The sequence below is a fragment of the Curtobacterium sp. PhB170 genome (assembly GCF_003752345.1).
Classification (GTDB): Bacteria; Actinomycetota; Actinomycetes; order Actinomycetales; family Microbacteriaceae; genus Curtobacterium.
Map to the genome: position 1 here is coordinate 57,253 of NZ_RJUM01000011.1, position 20,880 is coordinate 78,132.

The 20,880-nt window shown below is 73.0% G+C and carries 18 protein-coding genes and 1 tRNA gene; 11 read left to right on the plus strand and 8 right to left on the minus strand.

Annotated elements, in window-relative coordinates:
* The first annotated feature begins 166 nt into the window (after positions 1-166).
* A tRNA-Gly gene (locus tag EDF40_RS11145) sits at positions 167-238 on the plus strand.
* 273 nt (positions 239-511) lie between these two features.
* Here the strand turns inward: EDF40_RS11145 and EDF40_RS11150 are convergent.
* Genes EDF40_RS11150 through EDF40_RS11160 form a run of 3 tightly spaced genes read right to left on the minus strand, consistent with a single transcriptional unit; the run spans position 512 to position 2,210 of the window.
* Entirely contained in the window at positions 512-781 is a 270-nt protein-coding gene (locus EDF40_RS11150; RefSeq protein WP_123339595.1) for a DUF6510 family protein, read from the minus strand.
* On the minus strand, positions 781-1,620 hold the full coding sequence (locus tag EDF40_RS11155) for a ferredoxin reductase (RefSeq protein WP_260212669.1): 840 nt from the start codon (positions 1,618-1,620) through the stop codon (positions 781-783). Before EDF40_RS11155 ends, EDF40_RS11150 begins: the two co-directional genes overlap by 1 nt.
* Positions 1,617-2,210, minus strand: coding sequence for a molybdopterin-dependent oxidoreductase (locus EDF40_RS11160; protein ID WP_123339596.1), 594 nt, complete (start codon positions 2,208-2,210; stop codon positions 1,617-1,619). The genes EDF40_RS11155 and EDF40_RS11160 overlap by 4 nt, the downstream gene beginning before the upstream one ends.
* 155 nt (positions 2,211-2,365) lie before the next feature.
* Between EDF40_RS11160 and EDF40_RS11165 the strand changes: the two genes are divergently transcribed.
* The 9 genes from EDF40_RS11165 (at position 2,366) to phoA (ending at position 13,605) form a co-directional block, all read left to right on the plus strand.
* Complete coding sequence (locus tag EDF40_RS11165) at positions 2,366-3,967, plus strand: ABC transporter substrate-binding protein (protein ID WP_123339597.1); 1,602 nt, start codon at positions 2,366-2,368, stop codon at positions 3,965-3,967.
* Positions 3,964-4,992, plus strand: coding sequence for an ABC transporter permease (locus EDF40_RS11170; RefSeq protein ID WP_123339598.1), 1,029 nt, complete (start codon positions 3,964-3,966; stop codon positions 4,990-4,992). The genes EDF40_RS11165 and EDF40_RS11170 overlap by 4 nt, the downstream gene beginning before the upstream one ends.
* Complete coding sequence (locus EDF40_RS11175) at positions 4,989-5,873, plus strand: ABC transporter permease (protein WP_111084076.1); 885 nt, start codon at positions 4,989-4,991, stop codon at positions 5,871-5,873. Before EDF40_RS11170 ends, EDF40_RS11175 begins: the two co-directional genes overlap by 4 nt.
* Positions 5,870-7,711 carry an ABC transporter ATP-binding protein gene (locus EDF40_RS11180; protein WP_123339599.1) on the plus strand — a complete coding sequence of 614 codons (1,842 nt, stop codon included), beginning with the start codon at positions 5,870-5,872 and terminating at the stop codon, positions 7,709-7,711. The genes EDF40_RS11175 and EDF40_RS11180 overlap by 4 nt, the downstream gene beginning before the upstream one ends.
* Positions 7,708-9,777, plus strand: a complete 2,070-nt coding sequence (locus EDF40_RS11185) for a CocE/NonD family hydrolase (protein ID WP_123339600.1) — start codon at positions 7,708-7,710, stop codon at positions 9,775-9,777. Before EDF40_RS11180 ends, EDF40_RS11185 begins: the two co-directional genes overlap by 4 nt.
* Positions 9,774-10,490: a TetR/AcrR family transcriptional regulator gene (locus EDF40_RS11190; protein WP_260212670.1), complete on the plus strand. Its 717-nt coding sequence runs from the start codon at positions 9,774-9,776 to the stop codon at positions 10,488-10,490. Before EDF40_RS11185 ends, EDF40_RS11190 begins: the two co-directional genes overlap by 4 nt.
* A 29-nt stretch (positions 10,491-10,519) precedes the next feature.
* Positions 10,520-10,933 (plus strand): SIP domain-containing protein, encoded by a 414-nt coding sequence (locus EDF40_RS11195; RefSeq protein ID WP_123339602.1) that lies wholly within the window; start codon positions 10,520-10,522, stop codon positions 10,931-10,933.
* A gap of 128 nt (positions 10,934-11,061) precedes the next feature.
* A complete protein-coding gene (locus tag EDF40_RS11200; protein WP_111084072.1) occupies positions 11,062-11,562 on the plus strand; it encodes a Dps family protein in 501 nt (166 codons plus the stop codon).
* Positions 11,563-11,910: 348 nt separating this feature from the next.
* A complete protein-coding gene (gene phoA / locus EDF40_RS11205) occupies positions 11,911-13,605 on the plus strand; it encodes an alkaline phosphatase (protein ID WP_123339603.1) in 1,695 nt (564 codons plus the stop codon).
* A 138-nt stretch (positions 13,606-13,743) separates the two neighbouring features.
* On the opposite strand, the gene EDF40_RS11210 is transcribed toward phoA, so the two are convergent.
* The 5 genes from EDF40_RS11210 to EDF40_RS11230 all read right to left on the minus strand — a co-directional run bounded on the left by EDF40_RS11210 (position 13,744) and on the right by EDF40_RS11230 (position 19,533).
* Entirely contained in the window at positions 13,744-14,406 is a 663-nt protein-coding gene (locus EDF40_RS11210) for a response regulator transcription factor (RefSeq protein ID WP_123292794.1), read from the minus strand.
* A complete protein-coding gene (locus EDF40_RS11215; RefSeq protein ID WP_123339604.1) occupies positions 14,403-15,620 on the minus strand; it encodes a sensor histidine kinase in 1,218 nt (405 codons plus the stop codon). The genes EDF40_RS11210 and EDF40_RS11215 overlap by 4 nt, the downstream gene beginning before the upstream one ends.
* Entirely contained in the window at positions 15,617-16,375 is a 759-nt protein-coding gene (locus EDF40_RS11220) for a DedA family protein (RefSeq protein WP_123339605.1), read from the minus strand. The genes EDF40_RS11215 and EDF40_RS11220 overlap by 4 nt, the downstream gene beginning before the upstream one ends.
* Before the next feature lie 93 nt (positions 16,376-16,468).
* Positions 16,469-18,121 (minus strand): D-glycero-beta-D-manno-heptose 1-phosphate adenylyltransferase, encoded by a 1,653-nt coding sequence (gene rfaE2 / locus EDF40_RS11225; RefSeq protein WP_260212671.1) that lies wholly within the window; start codon positions 18,119-18,121, stop codon positions 16,469-16,471.
* The gene (locus tag EDF40_RS11230; protein ID WP_123339606.1) at positions 18,118-19,533 is read right to left on the minus strand and encodes an aldehyde dehydrogenase; all 1,416 of its coding nucleotides are present in this window, start codon (positions 19,531-19,533) and stop codon (positions 18,118-18,120) included. The genes rfaE2 and EDF40_RS11230 overlap by 4 nt, the downstream gene beginning before the upstream one ends.
* A 145-nt stretch (positions 19,534-19,678) precedes the next feature.
* On the opposite strand from EDF40_RS11230, the gene EDF40_RS11235 reads away from it, so the two are divergent.
* Positions 19,679-20,776, plus strand: coding sequence for a glycosyltransferase family 9 protein (locus EDF40_RS11235; RefSeq protein ID WP_123339607.1), 1,098 nt, complete (start codon positions 19,679-19,681; stop codon positions 20,774-20,776).
* Positions 20,777-20,880 lie beyond the last annotated feature (104 nt).

Sequence of the window (20,880 nt, forward strand, 5' to 3'; positions counted from 1 at the left end):
GCTCCGATCGAACTCCTCGGTGCCTGATGACCGTGCCTGATGACCGCGCCGGACCGCGCCGGACCGCGCCTCGCGACACCGGACACGCCCGGATCTGCCGCAGAACACGTCCGTGGGCCCGGGATCGGGTACAGTCGACTCCGCACGGCCCACACGGCGTGCGATTGCGGATGTGGCGCAGTGGTAGCGCATCACCTTGCCAAGGTGAGGGTCGCGAGTTCGAATCTCGTCATCCGCTCGGACGGAACAGGACCCCCGGGGTTGCTCATAGAGCAGCACCGGGGGTTCTGTCGTACCCGGGCGCCGTGAGCGGGCACATCCGGGGGCGCAGGCTTCGGGTACCCGCGCCCACCGGACGCAGAGGCCGCACTGCCCCGAGTGGAGACGCCGGGTGGGTGGCCCAGCGATGTCCCGAAGAGTCATCCGGAGCATCGTCGTGGTCGGATTGGACCCCAGTTCGGGGGTGCGGAAAACCGCAAGGAGTCCGCACGACATGCGGTCGGCGATTGCGTCAGACGAGGTCCTCGGGTAATCGGACCAGCGTGGCGCGGGTGCCGGGGAGGCTGATCCAGCGCGCGGATCCGGCCTCGACGACGGTGACGAGCACGGTGTCGCACGTCCGGCACCGGGCGACGGAGCCCATCGCCGAGCAGTACACGGCGGTGCGTGCGACCGATCCGCGGGACCCGCACCCCGCACAACACAGCACAGCCACGGTCGGCTCCGGACCGAGCACCTCGGACAGGACCCCCGCGAGGGCGTTGCCGTCGACGACCGTCATCAGCTGCCCCCGAACCGTTCGGCACGGACGTCGGTGGTGTCGTGTCCGAGGTCGGCGAGCCAGCGGAGCACCTGCTCGACGAAGGGCGTCGAGCCGCACACGTAGACGAGCGCCCCGGCGTCGGGTGGGAAGACCGCGGCGGCGAGCGCATCGCGGGTCAGCCGTCCCGCGGGCGCAGCGGACCCGGGTGGAGCGGTCCGGCTGTACACGGTGGTCACGTCGAGCGGAGCGTCGGAAGCGACGGCCCGGTCGAGTTCGGCTCGGAAGAAGACGTCCTCGGGGGTCCGGACGGCGACGAGCAGCCGGAACGGTGCGGGGTCCCCGGCCTCGGCGTGCGCGGTGACCATGGCGACGAGCGGCACGATCCCCGAGCCGCCGGCGATCAGCTGCACCGGACGGTCGGACGCGCCGGGACGCCACACGAACCAGCCGCCGAGCGGCCCGTGCACCTCGAGCGCGTCGCCGACCTCGACCGCGTCGACCAGGAACGGGGACACCTCGCCACCCTCGACGCGGCCGACGGCGAGCACGACGTCGGTCCGGTCACCCGCCGAGGCGATCGAGTACGAGCGGGATGCCTGGTAGCCGTCCTCGGCCGTGAGTCGCAGGTCCAGGTGCTGGCCCGGGTCGTTCCCCGGCCACGTCGGGACGTCCAGGACGACCCGACGTGCGTTCGGGGTCTCGCGCTCCACCGAGGCGACCGTCGCGGGGTGCCAGGCCGGCCGTCTGCGGGGCGCGGGCCGGGTGGCGGGCGCGATCCGGGCCTCCAGGTCGGTGGACGGATCCGTGGACGGATCCGTGGACACGTCGGTGGACAGGTCGGTGTCGGGAACCGTCACCAGTACCGCTCTTCCTTCCACGGGTCGCCGTGCAGGTTGTAGCCCGCGTTCTCCCAGAAGCCCGGCTCGTCGTCCGCCTGCATCACGATCCCGCTCACCCACTTCGCGCTCTTCCAGAAGTACAGGTGCGGCACCAGCAGGCGTGCCGGACCGCCGTGTTCGGGCTCGAGCGGTTCACCGTCGGCCTCGAACGCGATCCACGCCTTGCCGTCCAACAGCTCGTCGAGCGGCACGTTCGTCGTGTACCCGCCGGTGCTGTGCACCATGCAGTAGTCGAGCGACGTCTCGACGTCTTCGAACAGGCGGTCGAGGGGGACGCCCCGCCAGGGCATGTCGAGCTTGGTCCAGTGGGTGACGCAGTGGATGTCGACGGTGACGTCCTCGACGCCGAGCGCGTGCACCTCGTCCCACGTCCAGGTGTGCAGACCGTTCTCGGTGCGGATCGAGAAGGTCCACGACGCCGGATCGACGTCGGGCGTGGCACCGGCTGACAGGACCGGCCAGTCGCGCACCAGGGTCTGGCCGGGCGGGATGCGGGTGTCGTCGCGGTCGGCCCGACGGCCACCGAACCCCCTGGTGAACGTCGCCATGATCCTCCTCGGACGGGATGGTCCGATCATGCTCCGTGCCGGCGGCGCCCGTGTAACGAGTTCGTAAACACTCCGGAGGACGAGGAGCAGGAGTTGGGGGATCGCCGGGTTCCCTCTATCGTTCACCGGAACGATTACAGGAGGGGCCACCCCGAATGCAGCCCATCGTCCCCGAACCCCGGAACGCCCGCGGCCCGAGCCGCCGAGCGCTCCTCACCGGCGCCGCCGGTCTGGCCGGCCTCGGCCTGCTCACCCTGACGGGGTGCAGCTCCGGCGCGAACGCCGGCACGCCCACCATCCCCGAGGCGGCGGCCACCGGCGTCGCCCGACGCGGCGGTCGCCTGCGCATCGCGCGCCCGGCCGCCTCGGCCGCCGAGACCCTCGACTCCGCCAGCTCCCTGTCGGCGTACGAGTACCTCGGCGCGCTCTACAACCGACTCGTCAAGCTCGACGAACAGGGCACCACCGTGCCCGACCTCGCCGAGGAGTGGTCCGCGAACGCCGACGGCACCGAGTGGACGTTCTCGCTCCGCCGTGGCGTCACCTTCCACGACGGCAGCCGCTTCACCGCGGACGACGCCATCGCGAGCATCCGGCACATCCTCGACGAGAAGACCGGCAGCCCGCAGGCCGGGGTCCTCGGCGAGGTGATGGACGCCGACTCGATGCGTGCGACCGACCCGTACACGCTGCGGTTCTCGCTGACCAAGCCGAACGCCGAGTTCCCGTCGCTGCTCACCGCGTACCAGTGCTACATCGTGCCGGCGGCCGCGATCGCCGACATTGGCCGCACCGGGATCGGGACGGGTCCGTTCCGGCTCACCGCGTTCACCCCCGCCGGTGCCGGCAGCGTCGAGGCGTTCGAGGACCACTTCGCCGGGCGGCCCGCGCTGGACGGCATCGACTTCTACTCGATCCAGGACACCACCGCCCGGGTGAACGCGCTGCTCGCCGGCCAGATCGACCTGATCTCGCAGACGAACCTGGACTTCGCGACCGCTCGGGTGGTGTCCGCGTCCGACCGCGCCACCGTCGCCCGGTCGAAGAACGCCCAGTGGTACACGATCCCGATGCTCGCCACGAGCGACGAGTTCAGCGACCCGCGGGTCCGCCAGGCGATGAAGCTCGCCTACGACCCGCAGCAGATCGTCGACACCGCCGTGCAGGGCACCGGCTCGCCCGGGTGGGACAACCCCGTCCCGCCGCAGCTCGCCGCGTTCGTCGACGACCACCGCGAGTACGACCCGGACAAGGCGAAGGCACTGCTCAAGCAGGCTGGTCACGAGGGGTTCCGGACCTCGATCTACACGTCGAGCTACGAGTCGGTCTTCACGCCGATGGCCGTCGCCTACCGCGACGCCGTCGCCGACGCGGGCATCCGCCTGACCGTCCGCAACGCGAGCTCGGACTCGTACTACACGCAGATCTGGATGCAGAAGCCGCTCATGGTGAGCTACTGGTTCACCGGCCGGCCGATCGACCAGCTGCTCAACCAGATCTTCCGCACGGGCTCGTCGTACAACGAGAGCGCGTGGTCGAACGAGACCTTCGACGGGCTGCTCGACGACGCCCGCGCCGAGATGGACGACGCCAAGCGGCTGACGCTCTACCAGGACGCCCAGCGGCTCGTGGTCGAGGACGGGGCCGACATGACCCCGATGTTCGGCGACCGGCTCGTGGGGCTGTCCCGCGACGTCGTGAACTACTCGGAGTACGGCTTCGAGTTCGACTACCTCCGGATCGGACTGCGCCGATGACGACCAGGAACACCCCGTCGGACGTCCTCGTCCCCGTCCTTCGCCGAGTAGGCATCGCCGTGCTCACGGTCGTGCTCGCCTCGCTCTTCGTGTTCCTGGCCGTGCAGGCACTGCCCGGCGACGTCGCGCAGCAGCTCCTCGGCCAGAACGCCACCCCGGACGCCGTGAAGCAGCTCCGCGAGACCCTCGGCCTCGACCAGAACGTGTGGCTCCGCTACCTGCAGTGGCTCGGTGGCGCGGTGCACGGCGACTTCGGCACCTCGCTCGTCAGCGGCGAGGCCGTCGCGCCGACGCTGTTCACCGCCTTCCGGAACAGCATGCTCATCGCCGTGCCCGCCATGCTCGTCGGCGTCACGGTCTCACTGACGCTCGGCGTCCTCGCCGGGGTCCGTCGGGGTCGCCCGTCCGACAAGGTGATCTCGATCGTCAGCCTCGTCGTGATGAGCGTGCCCGAGTTCATGGTCGCGACCGTGCTCGTGCTGCTCTTCGCGATCGGCCTGCCGGTCTTCCCCGCCGTCGTGCTGCGGGGGAGCGACGCGACGGTCGGCGAACTCCTGCCGACGATCTGGCTGCCGATCATCGTGCTCACCCTGGCGATGGCCGCCTACATCGTGCGCACCGCCCGCTCCTCGACCATCGACGTGATGGCGTCCGAGTTCGTCACCACGGCGGAGCTCAAGGGCCTGACGATGCGTCGCGTGGTCTGGAAGCACGCGGTGCCGAGCGCGCTGCTGCCGACGCTCAACGTCGTCGCGCTCAACGTCGCCTGGCTGCTCGGCGGTGTCGTCGTCGTCGAGAACGTCTTCAACTACCCGGGCATGGGCAAGCTCATGCTCGAGTCGGTCTTCAACCGCGACCTGCCGACGATCGAGGCGATCGCGCTCCTGAGCGCCGTCATCTACGTCGTCTGCAACCTCGCCGCCGACCTCGTGGCGCTCGCCCTCGACCCGAAGCTGCGGACCCGCCAGCGGCGACCGCGCACGCGCACCCGCACGACGCGCAGCACCAGGAAGGCCGCCGCATGACCGCCACCGCCACCCGCCGACCCGGGCGCGTCGTCCTCGCCGGGGCCCTCGCGCCCCTGCGCGGCTCGACAGCGCTGAGCATCGGCCTCGGCCTCATCGCCCTGCACGTCGTGCTCGCCCTGCTCGCACCGGTCATCGCCGGGTACGACCCGGTGGCCACGAACGCCGGCGACGTCCTCGCCGGTCCGACCTGGACGCACTGGCTCGGCACCGACCAGTACGGCCGTGACGTGCTGTCGCGGACGCTCAACGGCGGCCGGTACGCCCTGCTCGTGACGTTCCTGGCCACGACGATCGCGGTCGCGGTCGGCACGGTGCTCGGCTGCATCACGGCGTACGCGGACAACTGGTTCGACGAGGCCGTCATGCGCGTCGTCGACGCCCTGCTCAGCGTGCCGTCGATCCTCGCCCTGCTCGTCGTCGTCACCGTCTTCGACGCCGGGCTCTGGGTCATCGTCCTCGCCGTCACCGTCGTCTACGCGCCCGCCGTGACCCGCGTCGTCCGCGGTGCCGCCCGCACCGTCATCACGCAGGACTACGTGACGGCCGCCCGGGCCCGGGGTGAACGCGCGCTGTCGATCGTGTTCCGCGAGATCCTGCCGAACGTCCTCGACGTGGTGCTCGTCGAGTACGCCATGCGGGCCTCGTGGATCGTGCTGCTCGTCGCGTCGCTGTCCTTCCTCGGCTTCGGCGCCAACCCACCGACGCCGGACTGGGGGCTGATGGTGCAGGAGAACCGCACCGCGCTGACCGTGGTGCCGCTCGGCACCCTCGCACCGATCGTCGCCCTGGCGACCCTGGTGATCGGGCTCAACCTCGCCGCCGACGGCCTGAGCAAGTCGCTCGGCGTCGATCGCGCCACGAAGGGAGTGAGCGCATGACGCACACCGACACCGCACCGGCCGCACCGGCGACCGCGACGGACCCCATCGTCCGCGTCGACGACCTCGCGATCTCCTACGCGGCCGGCAAGCGCCTGGTCCCCGTGGTGCGCGGCGTCTCCTTCGCGATCCCCGCCGGGCGCACCCTCGGCCTCGTCGGGGAGTCCGGCAGCGGCAAGTCCACCGTCGCCCGGACCCTGCTCGCGCACCTCCGCGCGGGCTCGACGATCGTCGGCGGCTCGGTCCGCGTCGGCGGCGACGACGTGTTCGCGCTCTCGCCGGCCGGCCGCCGCGAGCTCCGCGGCGGCGTCGCCTCCGTCGTCGCGCAGAACGCGGGCCAGGCGCTCACCCCGTCGATGCGCGTCGGCGAGCAGATCCGCGAGGCCCTGCGCGCCCACCGCGAACCCGACGGCCCCGAGCGTGTCGCCGAGCTGGTCCGGTTGGTCCGGCTGCCAGACCCCGACGCGATCGTCCGCCGGTACCCGCACCAGCTCTCCGGCGGGCAGCAGCAGCGCATCGCCATCGCGATGGCCGTCGCCGCCCGCCCGCGCGTCCTGGTGCTCGACGAGCCCACGACGGCGCTCGACGTCGTCACCCAGGCCGCCGTCCTCGACCTGATCGCGGACCTCGGCCGGCAGCTCGGCATGGCCGTCCTGCTCGTCAGCCACGACCTCGGGGTCGTCTCGGCCATGGCGGACGAGATCGCCGTCATGCGCGACGGCGAGATCGTCGAGCACGCCGCCACGGCGGCGCTCTTCGCCGCCCCGCAGCACGAGTACACGCGCGCCCTGCTGGCCGCGGTGCCGGACGGGCGACGGCCTGGGCCCACGTCGCCGGTTCCGGATCGACGCGCCAGCGGCGAGACGGCCGTGCCGATGGGGGGAGGGTCGGGGCACGTGCCCGAGACGGCGACCGTCTCGTCGACGGTCGCCTCCACGGCCGGCCGAACCGTTCCTCCCGAACCGCTCGTCCGTCCCGTGGTGACCGCCGAGGACCTGGTGATCCGCTACGGACGCGGCCTGCCGGCCGCCGTCGACGGCGTGTCCTTCACGATCGCGCCGCGTGAGACGCTCGCGGTCGTGGGGGAGTCCGGAAGCGGCAAGTCGACGCTCGCGACCGCCCTGGCCGGCCTGGTGCCGGCCGAGTCGGGCACGTTCGCGTTCGACGACGGGACCGTGCGCGGCGACCTGCGCGAGCCGATCGCCGGACGGTCCCCGGACCTTCGTCGTGCGGTGCAGCTCGTGTTCCAGAACGCCGACACGTCGCTCAACCCGCGGCGCACCGTGGGCGCGGCGATCGGGCGACCGCTCAAGCTGTTCACGGGGGCGTCCTCGCGGCAGCGCGTCGGCGAGCTGCTCACCCAGGTCGGCCTCGGCCCGGAGTTCGCCGAGCGGCTGCCGGCACAGCTCTCCGGCGGGCAGCGGCAGCGCGTCGGCATCGCCCGGGCCCTCGCCGCCGAGCCGCGCCTGGTCATCGCCGACGAGATCACCACCGCGCTCGACGTGCAGGTGCAGGCGGGGATCCTCGCGCTCCTCGCGGACCTGCAGCGCTCGCGCGGGCTCAGTTGCCTGTTCATCAGCCACGACCTGGCCGTCGTCCGGGGCGTGGCCGACCGGGTCGCCGTGATGACCGGCGGCCGGATCGTCGAGATCGGACCGACCGAGCGGGTCTTCACCGGCCCGAACCACCCGTACACGTCGACCCTGCTGGCCGCGACGCTCGAACCGGGCAGCACCGAGCTGCCCGACGTCGGCGACGGGGTGCCGCGCTGGCGGCACACCGAGGGCTGGACGGACCACGGCGACGGCCACCGCACCCGCAACTGGGAGGACGCATGAGCGACGATCGCTCGGTGCACGCCGACGCTTCGACCTTCACCGCCATCGGGCTGCCGGACTCGCTGCCGGACGGCGTGACCGTCCGCGACGAGTGGATCCCGATGCCCGACGGCGTCCGGCTGCACACCCGGATCTGGTCACCGGCGTCGCCCGACGGGCCGGTACCGGTGCTGCTCGAGTACCTGCCGTACCGGCTCGACGACTGGACCGCGCCGCGCGACTCCGAGCGGCACCCCTGGTACGCCCAGCACGGGTACGCCTCGGTCCGGGTCGACATCCGGGGCAGCGGCTCGTCGGACGGGTTCTTCGACGACGAGTACAGCGAGCAGGAGCTCCGCGACGGAGAGGCCGTGATCGCCTGGCTCGCCGAGCAGGAGTGGTCGACGGGCGCCGTCGGCATGTTCGGCATCTCGTGGGGCGGGTTCAACGCCCTGCAGCTGGCAGCGCGCGCGCCCGCTGCCCTCAAGGCCATCGTCACGGTGTGCTCGACCGACGACCGGTACGACAACGACGTGCACTACGTCGGCGGAGCGGTGCTCGGCATCGACATGGCGGCGTGGGGCGCGACGATGTTCGCGTTCAACTCGCGACCACCGCGGCCCGAGGTCGTCGGCACGGACTGGGTCGACCGGTGGCGCGAGCGGCTGGAGTCGAACCGCCCGATGACGCCGGTGTGGCTCGCGCACCAGGAGCGTGACGACTACTGGCGGCACGGCAGCGCCGCCGAGGACTACGGCACCATCGGCGCAGCGGTCCTCGCCGTCGGCGGCTGGGCGGACCCGTACCGCGACGCCGTGCTCCGACTGGTGTCGAACGTGCAGTCCCCGGTCAAGGGCATCGTCGGACCGTGGTCGCACCAGTACCCGGACCGCGGTCTCGCACCCGGACCGTCGATCGGGTTCCTGCAGGAGACACTGCGCTGGTGGGACCGCTGGTTGCGCGGGATCGACACCGGCGTGGAGGAGGACCCCGCACTCCGCGCCTGGATCAACGAGGGTGAGGCCCCGGCGACGTACTACGCGTCGCGACGGGGCCGGTGGGTCGGCGCCGAGGCGTGGCCCTCGGCGGCGACGCACCGGCGCGCGCTGCCCCTCGCGACGCTGCGCGGTGGCGAGGACGGGCCGGTGGTCGTCCGGTCGCCGCAGCACACCGGTGCCGACGCCGGACGGTTCTTCCCGTTCGGCAACGCGACCGACCTGCCACCCGACCAGCGTGCCGAGGACGGCCGCTCCGTCTGCTTCGACCTGCCCGTCGGCAGGGCGTTCGACCTGCTCGGCAACGCACTCGTCACCCTGTCGGTCACGAGCGACCAGCCCCGCGCCACCCTGACGGTGCGGTTGTGCGACGTCGCGCCGGACGGCTCGTCGACCCTCGTGACGCGCGGGGTGCTCAACGCGGCGAAGCGGGACGGCATGGACCGGGCGGACCCGCTGGTCCCCGGCGAACCGGCGTCCCTGCCGGTGCAGCTCGTCGCGACCGGTCACCGGTTCGCCGCCGGGCACCGCCTGCGGATCGCGGTGTCGTCGTCGTACTGGCCCTGGGTCTGGCCGCACGGCACCGAGGCCACCGTCACGATCGACCCGACAGCGTCCGAGGTGTGCCTGCCGGTCTGGACGCGCGAGACCGACGACGACGTGCGCTTCGACGAACCCGAGCGGTCGACGCCGCTCGCGATCGAGCGCGTGGCACCGACCGAGCAGCTGCCCCAGCGCACCGTCACGCACGACGTCGAGACGGGGGAGTGGACCCTCGACGTCGACCCCGGGTACGGCGGCGGACGGGTCTACCCCGACGGGCTCGTCTTCAGCGAGGACGCCCGCGAGACGTACCGCATCCGGTCGGACGACCCGAACTCGGCCGTGGCGTCGTCGCGCTGGGCGATCGGCCTGGAGAAGCCGGAGTGGTCGGCACGACTCGAGACGTCCTCGGAGGTCACCGCCGACGCCGAGGCCTTCCACGTCGTGAACACCGTGCGGGCCTGGGCCCGCGACGGCGGCGCGGACGTCCCCGAGGTGCTGGTCACCGAGCAGACCTTCGTCGACGACGTCCCGAGGACCTCGGCGTGACCGGGGCAGCGGGGGCTGCACCGGGAGCGGCGGCGGGGGCTGCACAGGGCGCCGCAGCGGGTGCGGCGCCGCGCGTCCGGCAGCGTCCCGAGGTCCGGCGCGCGATGATCGTCGCGGCCGCCCGTGCCGTGATCGTCCGGAACGGTGTCGGCGCGACGGGGCTGCGCGACATCGCCGCCGAGGCCGGGGTCTCCGTCGGCACCGTGACCTACCACTTCGGCAGCGTGGCGGAGATCCTCAACGAGGTCGTCGTGCTCGAGACGGAGCGCTTCTACGGGGCGATCGTCATCGCCGTCGACGCCGAGTCCGACCCCGTCGAGGCGCTGCGGATGCTCGTGGCGCCCCTGTTCGACGACACCGAACAGGTCCGGCAGCACTGGAGGATCTGGTCCGACTACTGGACCGCGGTCGCCCGTCGGCCCGAGGTGGCCGCCGAGTACGCCGAACGGATCCGCGTCTGGGAGGCCTGTCTGGTCCGCGTGATCCACCGCGGGGCCGACGCCGGCACGTTCCCGGGCGGCGCCGGACCGATCGACCCGGACACCGTCGCCCTGAAGCTCGCTGCCTACAGCGACGGTGTCGCGACGCAGATCGCCCAGGGCGTCCCGGGGCTCACGCACACCGTCGCGCTGTCGTGGATGTGGACGTTCCTGGCGCACGAACTCGGTGTGCCGGCTGTGGAGATCGCCGGAACCGGCCAGCAGCCCTTGTGATGAGGTAAGGCTTGCCTTACCGTTGCAGCATGGCACGGACCCGGCGACAGCCCAGCGAACGCATCCTCATCGCCGGCGGCGTCGAGGACCTGCCGGAGATCCGCCGTCAGCTCGAAGACCTGCCGGAGAACGCGTACGGACAGGTCTTCGTCGAGGTCGCCCTCGACGAGCAGATCCGCATCCTGCCCGCACCGCCCCGCGTGACCGTGACGTGGCTGGTCCGCAGCGCCCGTGCCTCGGCGGTGTCGCCGCTCGTCTTCGCCGACCACGGCGAGGCCCTCGCGCACGCCCTGACCGGCTGGGCGGCCGAGTGGTGCGTCGCCGACTGCGAGCCGCGCACGAGCGTCTGGATCGGGTGCACCGACAGCCCCTGGGTCGAGCGCGCGCGTTCCGCCGTCCAGATCGAGCTGAGCGACGCCGGCTTCGACACGCTCGTCGGCTGACGGTAAGGGCAGCCTCCGCTTCCTTGCGGCATACAAGAGAAGCGGGCATGGTTGTGTCCATCGGCAGCACCGAACTGGTCAGGACAGGCCCAGCGATCCGGTGTAACCACGACGCAGGAGGTTCAGACATGACCACGACCACCACCAGCACCACGACCACCACGTCCCCGTTCTCGACGACGCCGGAGCTCGCCGCCGGAGTGGCACAGTTCCTCGCCCCCGTCGTGATCGACCTCGAGGCACTCGTCGTCAACGGCAAGCAGGCGCACTGGCACGTCCGTGGCCGCAACTTCGTCGGTGTGCACGAGCTCCTCGACGACATCGTCGAGCATGCCCAGGCCTACGCCGACACCGCCGCGGAGCGCATCGTCGCCCTCGGCCTGCCGGTCGACTCGCGCATCGCGACCGTCGCCGCCAACACGACGCTGCCGCCGCTGTCGCAGGGCTTCCAGAACTCCGACGTCACCATCACCGAGGTCATCGCCCAGATCGACGCGGCCCTGCTGCAGGTCCGTCGCGCCGTCGAGGGCCTCGACGAGGTCGACCTCAACAGCCAGGACGTCGTCATCGAGATCGAGCGCGGTCTGACGAAGGACCGTTGGTTCCTGCAGGCGCACCTCGCCGCCTGAGTCGCGACCACCCCCTGACGGGAGGCCCGGTGCCAGCTGGCACCGGGCCTCCCGTCCGTCTGTCGTCGCGTCTGCCCACCGCGACCCGCGTCGACCCCGTGCGCGGCTGGGCGCGGCTGGGCGACACGCCGCCGGCGCGACGCCGAGGTTCCACGAACCGACGTTCCGGCGCGCGAGATGTGCAGATCTCGGAACCTCGGGGGACGTGAGCGGCGCGTCGGTGGGCGCGGCGGGGGGGGGGGGGGCGCCACGTTCACCTGGCCGACGCCGCCGGTTCACCCGCCTGTACCTCCGCACAGGCCATCCTCGGATGGCACCCGTTCGGGGCACACGACGAGGGGAACCGACATGGAACACCACACTCCGAAACGCCGCGGCCGCGCGGCGTTGACACTCGGCGCCGTCCTGATCGCCGGCGCGATCGCACTGCCCGGCACCGCCGAGGCCGTCGGGCAGCTCGCGCTCGATCAGCACGGCGGCGCACAGCGCGCAGCCGGCGACCAGACCCGGTCCGTCCAGCAGGCCATCGAGCGAGCCGGCGCGAAGAACGTCATCCTGCTCATCGGCGACGGGATGGGCGACTCCGAGATCACCATCGCGCGCAACTACCAGTACGGTGCCGCGGGCCGGCTGCCGGGCCTCGACGCGCTTCCGCTGACGGGCTCGTACACGACCTACTCGCTCACCAAGGACGGTGCGGACAAGGGCAAGCCGGACTACGTCACCGACTCCGCGGCCTCGGGCAGCGCCTGGGCGACCGGCACCAAGACCTACGACGGCGCCATCTCCGTCGACCTGGACGGCGCGCCGCAGCAGACGCTCCTGGAACTCGCGAAGGCGAACGGCCTCCGGACCGGCAACGTCTCGACCGCCGAGATCCAGGACGCCACCCCGGCCGTCCAGGTCGCGCACGTCGGCGCTCGCTCCTGCTACGGACCGGACACCGCCTCGTGCGGCACCGACGCCCTGCAGAACGGAGGTCTCGGCTCGATCAGCGAGCAGCTGCTCGGTGCACGCCCCGACGTCACCCTCGGCGGCGGCTCGGCGAGCTTCTCGCAGACCGCCAAGGCGGGTCAGTGGCAGGGCGAGACGCTGTTCGACCAGGCAGCCGACCGTGGGTACCAGGTCGTCTCCGACGCAGCCGGTCTCACCGGGGTGCGCCGAGCCGACCAGGCGAAGCCGCTGCTCGGGCTGTTCACGCCCGGCAACTTCCCGACCCGGTACGCGCCCACGACGGCCACCGTCGGCGGGGCCGACCAGGCACCGGTGACCTGCCAGGAGAACCCGGCGCGGTTGTCGACCGACCTGTCGCTGCAGTCGCTGACGGACAAGTCGATCGCCCTGCTGGACCGCGACCGCAGCAAGCACGGCAAGGGCTTCTTCCTGCAGGTCGAGGGCGCGAGCATCGACAAGCAGGACCACGCGGCCGACGCCTGCGGCCAGATCGGTGAGACGATCGACTTCGACGAAGCGGTGCAGTCCGCGCTCGCGTTCGCGAAGCGGGACGGCAACACCCTCGTCATCGCGACGGCGGACCACGCCCACTCGAGCCAGATCGTCGACGGCACGCCCCCGACCTCGCTGTCCACCGCCCTGCGCACCGCCGACGGTGCCACGATGAAGGTCTCCTACGGCACGGCAGGTGCCGGCTCGTCCCAGCAGCACACCGGAACCCAGGTCCGGATCGCGGCCTACGGTCCCGGGGCGGCGAACGTGGTCGGCCTGACCGACCAGACCGACACGTTCTTCACCGTCTCGGAGGGGCTGCGGTTGAACGACGACCTCGCCGCGCTGAGCCGTGGTGCCCGGGTCGACCTGTCCGATCGTTCGCCGCACCGCGGTGAGCGGGTCACCCTGACGGGCAGCCGGTTCGCCGGAGACCGCCAGGTCCGGGTGCGCGTCGGAGGTGCTGACCTCGGCACGGTGGACGTCGTGGACGGCACGGCTGCCACCCGGTGGCGAGCCGAACGGGGCACCACGACGGTGACGTTCACCGGCGTGCAGTCCGGCACCGAGGCGACGGTGCGGGTGCGCGTGCGCTGATCGGAGCGTGCCGCGCGGCACGAGATCGCGCGACACACCGCCGGCGCGACGCCGGGGTTCCACGGACCGACGTTCCGGCGCGCGAGATGTGCAGATTTCGGAACCTCGGGGGACGTGAGCGGCGCGCCGTGTCGCGCGTCAGGCGGACGGGCGGACCAGGCCGGCCTCGTACGCCAGCACCACGGCGTGCACCCGGTCGCGCAACTGCAGCTTCGCCAGCACCCGCCCCACGTGGGTCTTGACGGTCTGCTCCGCGATGAACAGGTCGCCCGCGATCTCGCCGTTCGACCGCCCGCGCGCCATGAGCAGGAACACGTCGCGCTCCCGGTCGGTCAGGACGTCGAGCACCTCGGTGCGCGGAGCGGCGGTGACCGGTCCGGCGACGAACGCCTCGACCAGGTGCCGGGTCACGCGCGGCGCGAGCAGTGCCTCGCCCGCGGCCACCGTGCGCACCGCCGCGACGAGCTCGTCGGCGCTCGCGTCCTTGAGCAGGAAGCCGCTCGCCCCGGCCCGCAGGGCGTCGAACACGTAGTCGTCGATGTCGAACGTCGTCAGCATGACCACGCGGACGGGTCGGTCCGTCGGCGCCGCCGTGATCCGTCGGGTCGCCTCGATCCCGTCGAGTTCCGGCATCCGGACGTCCATCAGGATCACGTCCGGCTGCAGCCGGATCGCCGCGACCACCGCCTCGGCACCGTTCGCAGCCTCGCCCACGACCTCGACGTCATCCTGGGCCTGGAGGATCGCCCGCAGCCCCATGCGGAACATCTGCTGGTCGTCCACCACCATCACCCGCGTCATCGGCTTCCCCCGTCGGCTGCCGGCACGCGGACGGGCAGGGTCACCACGACCGCGAAGCCCCCGTCCGCCACGGGGCCGTGCTCGATCGTGCCGTCGAGCGCTGTCACCCGCTCGCGCATCCCGGCCAGGCCGAAGCCACCGTCGTCGGGTGGTGCGGCCGGCACGGTGCCAGCGGGTGGAGCGGTGTTGGCGACCTCCACCCGGAGACGCGAGCCGTGCCTCCTGACCGTCACGACGGTGGACGCGCCGGGCGCGTGCCGGGCGACGTTGCCGAGCGCCTCCTGCACGACCCGGTAGACGGTGAGCTGTGCGAGCCGGTCGACGTCGTCGGCGACGTCGACGTCGAGCTCCACGGGGATGCCGGCGGCGCGCGTGGCCTGCACGAGCGCGGGCAGGTCGGCGAGGTCCGGCTGCGGTGCGCGCTCGGCGGCGGTGTCCCCGCGCAGGGTGCCGAGCAGCTGGCGCATCTCGCGCAGCGCGGTACGCGAGGTCTCGGCGATCGCGGCGAACTCGGCGCGGGCCTCCTGCGGCAGGTCGGCCACCCGGTACGGGGCCGACTCCGCCTGCATGTGCACGACGGACATGCTGTGCGCGACGACGTCGTGCAGCTCGCGGGCGATCCGGGAGCGCTCCTCGACCGTTCGGCGCCGGGCCTGCTCGAGCTCGGCGTCGCGGCGGGCGGCGACGAGCTCCTGGCGGATGCTGCGGCGCTGCCCGATGACCACGGCGGCCGCGGCGACCAGGAGCGTGTCGCCGGCGGACACGACGAAGCTCGTCGCCCACACGGCGGGCTGGTCCCAGCGGATCGGCGTCACGGCGACGAGCAGCAGGGGGAGCACGGCGGCGACGGCCCACACGATCGCGGTCAGCCGCCAGGTCGAGCGGACCCCGAGCACGACGAGCAGGACGCTCAGGCCGATGATGCCGGTGACCGGGATCGGCCACGGGCTCGTCTCGACCGGGGCGGTGAGCAGGCCGAGCGCGACGAGACCGACCAGGTGGGCGGCGGCGGCGGTGCGGGGGACGAAGGGGGCGATGCCGATGCTGACCGCGAGCACCGCCGACACGAGCAGGGAGAGCGGGACGGGGACGGCGTAGTACACGGAGGTCACCGGGGCGGCGACGCTGAACAGGGACACCACCGCGACCACGAGAGCGATCCGGGTCGCCAGCGGCAGCCAGGTCGGTCGCGGGCGGAGCAGGGCGGTGGTCACGGTCGGACGATCTCTCCGGTGGGGACGATGCGGGGTGTGGCGGACGGGGCGTGTGCGACGGGTGCGGTGCTCGCGGTGGGCAGGTCGGTCGCGGGCTCGTCGGTCTTGGGGACGTCGGTCGTGGGGACGATCGCGGCGGCCGCTCGGGCGGCACGGGCATCGCGCCTGCGGCTGATGCTACCGATCACCCGGTCGACCGCGATGCCGAGGCCGCCCGCGACCACCATCGACACCAGGGCGGCGACGAGCGGCTCGTGCAGCACCTGCGACGCGGCCAGGGCGATCCCGACCGAGGTGGCGGACCACGCCGTCCCGGCGATCGCACTGATGGCGAGGAAGCGACGGTACGGCAGCCGGGTCGCGCCGGCGGTCATGTTCACCGCGACCCGGCCGACGGGGATGTACCGGCCGACCAGGATCAGGCTCGCGGACCGGCGCTGCATCTGCCGTTCGGCGAACGCGAACGCCGCGGCGATCCGCGGCCGTCGGGACTGCGCCAGGCGGGCGAGTCCGATCCGGCGACCGATCCAGTACGCCACCGAGTCACCCGCGATCGCACCCACCGCGGCGGCCACCAAGACCCCGGCCAGGACGGGCTGGCCGGACGTCGCGGCGATGGCGGCGACGGCGACGAGCGCGGACTCGCTCGGGACCGGCGGGAAGAAGCCGTCGACGAAGCACAGGGCGACGAGCACGACGTAGACGAGCGGACTCGCGGCCAACTCGACGACGAACGGGGTGATCTGGTCGAACACGGCGACGCTCCCTCCGCCGACGGACCTCGTCGACGGGTTCGACGCTACGGAGCGCCGGGAGCGCTGCCATCCCGCCGGGGTCTCGACGACCCCCTACTGCGGTATGACCTTTCCGTCGGTGGTCCCCTCGGGGTCCGACCCGGCCGACGCGGCGGCTGGCACCGCGGACCCGGCCGACGCCGCGGGTGGCACCGCGGACACGGCCGACGCCGCGGGTGGCACCGCGGACACGGCCGACGCCGCGGGTGGCTTCGTCGACCCGGCCGACCCGGCCGATGCGGCCGCGGCTTCGCGGATGCGCCGGACCACGGCCGTCGTGGAGTGCTCGGGGACGTAGTCGACCATGACCACCTCACCGCCGTACCCGCGCACGACCGCCGTCTCGCGGAGCATCTCGGGCGAGTAGTCGCCGCCCTTGACGTAGACCTCGGGGCGCAGCCGTTCGATGAGCGGGATCGGGGTGTCGGTCGCGAAGACCGTCACCAGGTCGACGCAGGCCAGGGCGGCGATCACCCCGGCGCGGTCCTCGGCCGGGTTGATCGGGCGTTCCGGGCCCTTCAGTCGCCGCACCGAGTCGTCGTCGTTCAACGCGACGACGAGCAGGTCCCCGAGGTCCCGGGCCTGGCGCAGGTACGTCGTGTGCCCACGGTGCACGACGTCGAAGCAGCCGTTCGTGAACACCACGCGACGACCGACCTGACGGGCCCGTTCGACGGCGGCCGCGAGTTCGTCGTGGTCGACGACGGTCGCGGCCGGCGCCGTCACCGAGTCGAGCAACGCGGCGGCGCTGCAGACCGACGTACCGGCTTCGCGGACGACGACGTCGGCGGCGGCCTGTGCCACGGACACGGCATCACGGACGGACGCGTCGACCGCGAGCGCCACCGTCGCGGCGGCGCAGAACGTGTCCCCGGCTCCGGACGCCTGCTGCTCCGAGGCCGGCACCGCACGGGTGCGGAAACCCTCGTCCGTGCTGCGCTCGAGCAGCACGGTGCCGTCGCGGTCGAGCGTGACGACGGCCGCGCGGGCACCGGTCCGGGCGAGGACGTCGGCCCGTGCGCCCAGGACGGCGGCCACCCGGTCGGCGCCGGTCCCGAGGTCGCGTCCGAGCAGTGCTGCGGCCTCGCCGGCGTTGGGTGTGACGAGGTCGGGTCGCAACGAGGCCCAGCGGGGCAGGTCGTGCGCGTCGACGACGATGGACCCGGGGCGGTCGCGGTCGAGTACCGGGACGACGTCCTCGGCACGGACGCCGAGTCCGTAGTCGCAGACGACCGCGGCGTCGGCGCACCGGACCGCTCGGGCGACGGCGCGTGCCAGCCGTTCGTTGTGGTCGGCGGTCGGGGTTCCGGCCAGGTCGTCGACCCGGACCACGACCCGGTCGCCACCGACCACGCGGGACTTGGTGGTGGTGCGCGCTCCGGCGATCTCGACCAGGAACGCGGTGTCGACGCCCGCGGTCTCGAGCCGTTCGCGCAGGACGCCACCGGCCTCGTCGTCGCCGATGAGTCCGACGAGCCGGACCCGGGCGCCGAGCGCGCGGGCGTTCACCGCGGTGTTCGCGGCGCCACCGGGCACCGCGATCGTCTCGGTGACCCGGACGACGGGTGCCGGTGCCTCGCGCGAGACCCGCTCGGCCTCGCCCACGGTCCACTGGTCGAGGATGCAGTCGCCGATCACGACGACGAGCGGTTCGCGGTCGTCGATCGTGGCGACCAGGTCGCGGACGAGGCGGACGTCGACGCTCATCGTGTGCCGCCGGGGGTGCGTGCGGGGGCGGGCTCGAGGTGCACGACCGTGGTGGTGGTCATCTCGTCGAGCAGGTGCGGGCCGTACCCGAAAGCCGCTCCGGAGGCACCTCGCGGCTGGGCACTGCCGCCCGGTGCACCACCGAACACCGCGTTGACCTTGACGGTGCCGACCGGCAGTTCCGCGGCGGCGCGCAGGGCGTGACCGGTGTCGTTCGTCAGGACGGTGGCGGCGAGGCCGTACCGGTCGGCCGCGGCGAGCCGGAGCCCCTCGTCGAAGTCGGCCACGACGCGTACCGGCGCGATCGGCCCGAACGTCTCCTCGGTCATCACGAGCATGTCGTCGGTGCACCCGGTGAGCACGGTCGCCGGGTAGAAGGATCCGACGCCGTCCGGGGTGACCCCACCGGTCCGCGCCGAGGCACCGCGCTGCAGGGCGTCGTCGACGTGGCACTGCACGGTGCTGCGCAGCCGGTCGTCGACCAGCGGACCGTAGGTCGTCGCGGGTGCGGCGGTGCGGCGCTCCGCCTCGGCCACGAGGGCGGCGACGAAGGGCTCGGCGACGTCACGGTGCACGTAGACGCGCTCGACGCTGGTGCAGATCTGCCCGGTGTTCGCGAACGCACCGAGCGCCACCTGGGCGGCGGCCCACTCCGGGTCGACGTCGGCGTCGACGACGACCGCGTCGTTCCCGCCGTTCTCACGGACCACGTGGGCACGCGTCACGACGGCGACCTCGGACAGCCGGTCACCGGTCGCGGTGGACCCGACGTGCGCGTACACGTCGATGCCCTCCTGGGCGAGCAACAGCTCGCCGGTCGAGCCGTCCCCGTCCACGCCGACGAGCACGCCGTCGGGCAGGACCTCGGCGAGCAGGGCGTTCAGGCGCGCGATGGTGGCGGGGGACCGCTCGCTGCCCTTGTGCACCACGGTGTTGCCGGTGACGATCGCGGCACCGAGGATGCCGCAGGCCACGGCGACCGGGTCGTTCCACGGCGTCAGGGCGAGCACGACGCCGCGGGGGTGCGGGACGGCCCAGTCGGCGGCCCCGAACTGCCCGCGGAGGGCCTCGCCGCGGTGCACCGGTCCGAGCTCGGCGTACTGCACGAGCGTCCCGACGCCCGCCTCGACCCCACCGAGTGCGTCCCCCGGCACCTTGCCCGTCTCGCGGGTGTTCAGGTCGGCGAGCTCCTGGGCGTGTGCGCGCACGTGCTCGGCCGCCGCGTGCAGCAGCGCGCCGCGCTCGGCGGGTGCGGTGCGCGCCCAGGGGCCGGCAGCTGCCCGGGCGCGGGCGACCGCATCGCGGACCTCGGATTCGGAGGCACGGGGCACGGTCGACGCGACCGTTCCGTCGACGGGGTCGGTCACCACCAGGTCTGTGGCGGCGTCGGCAGCAGCGGGTGCGATCGTCATGGTGTCCTTCCGGAGGTCGGGCGGGGGTCAGACGGTGCTCGGACACCGCTGTGTGCCGACTCGACTCCGCGCTTCGTGTCCATCGGTGGCCGTCCGTCGCCCGGTGCTGGACGTCCCACCGGCACCCGACCGGTAGACGAGAGGCGTGCAGCAGATCGGTGTGGGCGGAGAACGGTTCGACGGCGTGACCGAGATCGCGGTGCTCCGCGGCGGGGGCCTCGGCGACTTGATGTTCGCCGTGCCGGCCCTCGAGGCCCTCGCCGCCGCCTACCCGGACGCGCGCATCACGCTCCTCGGCACACCCGCCGCGGCAGCGGTCCTGGGCGGCCGGAGCGACGCCGTGCACGCCTTCGCGGAGCTCCCGGTCGCACCGGGTGTCCGCGACGCCGGCGACGACGCTCCTGACGCCGAGGACTTCTTCGCGCGGCTGTCCGGCCGGTTCGACCTCGCGGTGCAGCTGCACGGTGGGGGCCGCAACTCGAACCCGTTCCTCCTCCGGCTCGGCGCCCGGCACACCGTCGGCACCGCGACCGAGGACGCCGAGGTCCTCGAGCGCTGGGTGCGCTACGTGTACTACCAGCACGAGGTCCTGCGTGCCCTCGAGGTCGTGTCGCTCGCGGGGGCCGCCCCCGTCACGCTCGACCCGCGGGTGCGCGTGTCCGACGACGAGCGGGCAGCGGTCCGCGCGCGGCTCGGCGTCGCCGGGGACAGCACCCGGCTCCTGGCGATCCACCCCGGAGCGACGGACCCGCGCCGCCGATGGAGCCCCTCGCGCTTCGCCGAGGTCGCCCGTGTCCGGCTCGCCGCCGGGGACGACGTGGTGCTCGTCGGCGACGCGTCCGACGTGCCGGCGTCGACCGCCATCGTCGACGCGCTGCCCGCCGACCTCGCCGGACGCGTGCACGACCTGACCGGTGCCGTGCCGCTCCGCGAGCTCCCCGCCGTGCTCGCCGCCGCCGACGTCATGGTCGGCGACGACTCCGGCCCGCGGCACCTGGCGGTCGCCGTCGGGACGCCCACCGTCGGCGTGTTCTGGTTCGGCAACGTCGTCAACGCCGGACCGTTCGACCGCGGGCGCCACCGCGTGCACCTGTCCTACGTCACGCGCTGCCCGGTGTGCGGGATCGACGTCACGCAGGTGGGGTGGACGGCCGAGCGCTGCGCGCACGACCCGTCCTACGTCGACGAGGTCGACCCGCAGCAGGTCCTCGACGACGTCGCCGACCTGCTCCGCACCGTCTGACCGCACAGTGCGCACGTCGCCACCCCGTGCGCGATTGACCGCTGCGTGCGGCGCCACAGGCGCGCACGACGCCGTCAACCCCGCACCAGACGACGCAAGCCGCA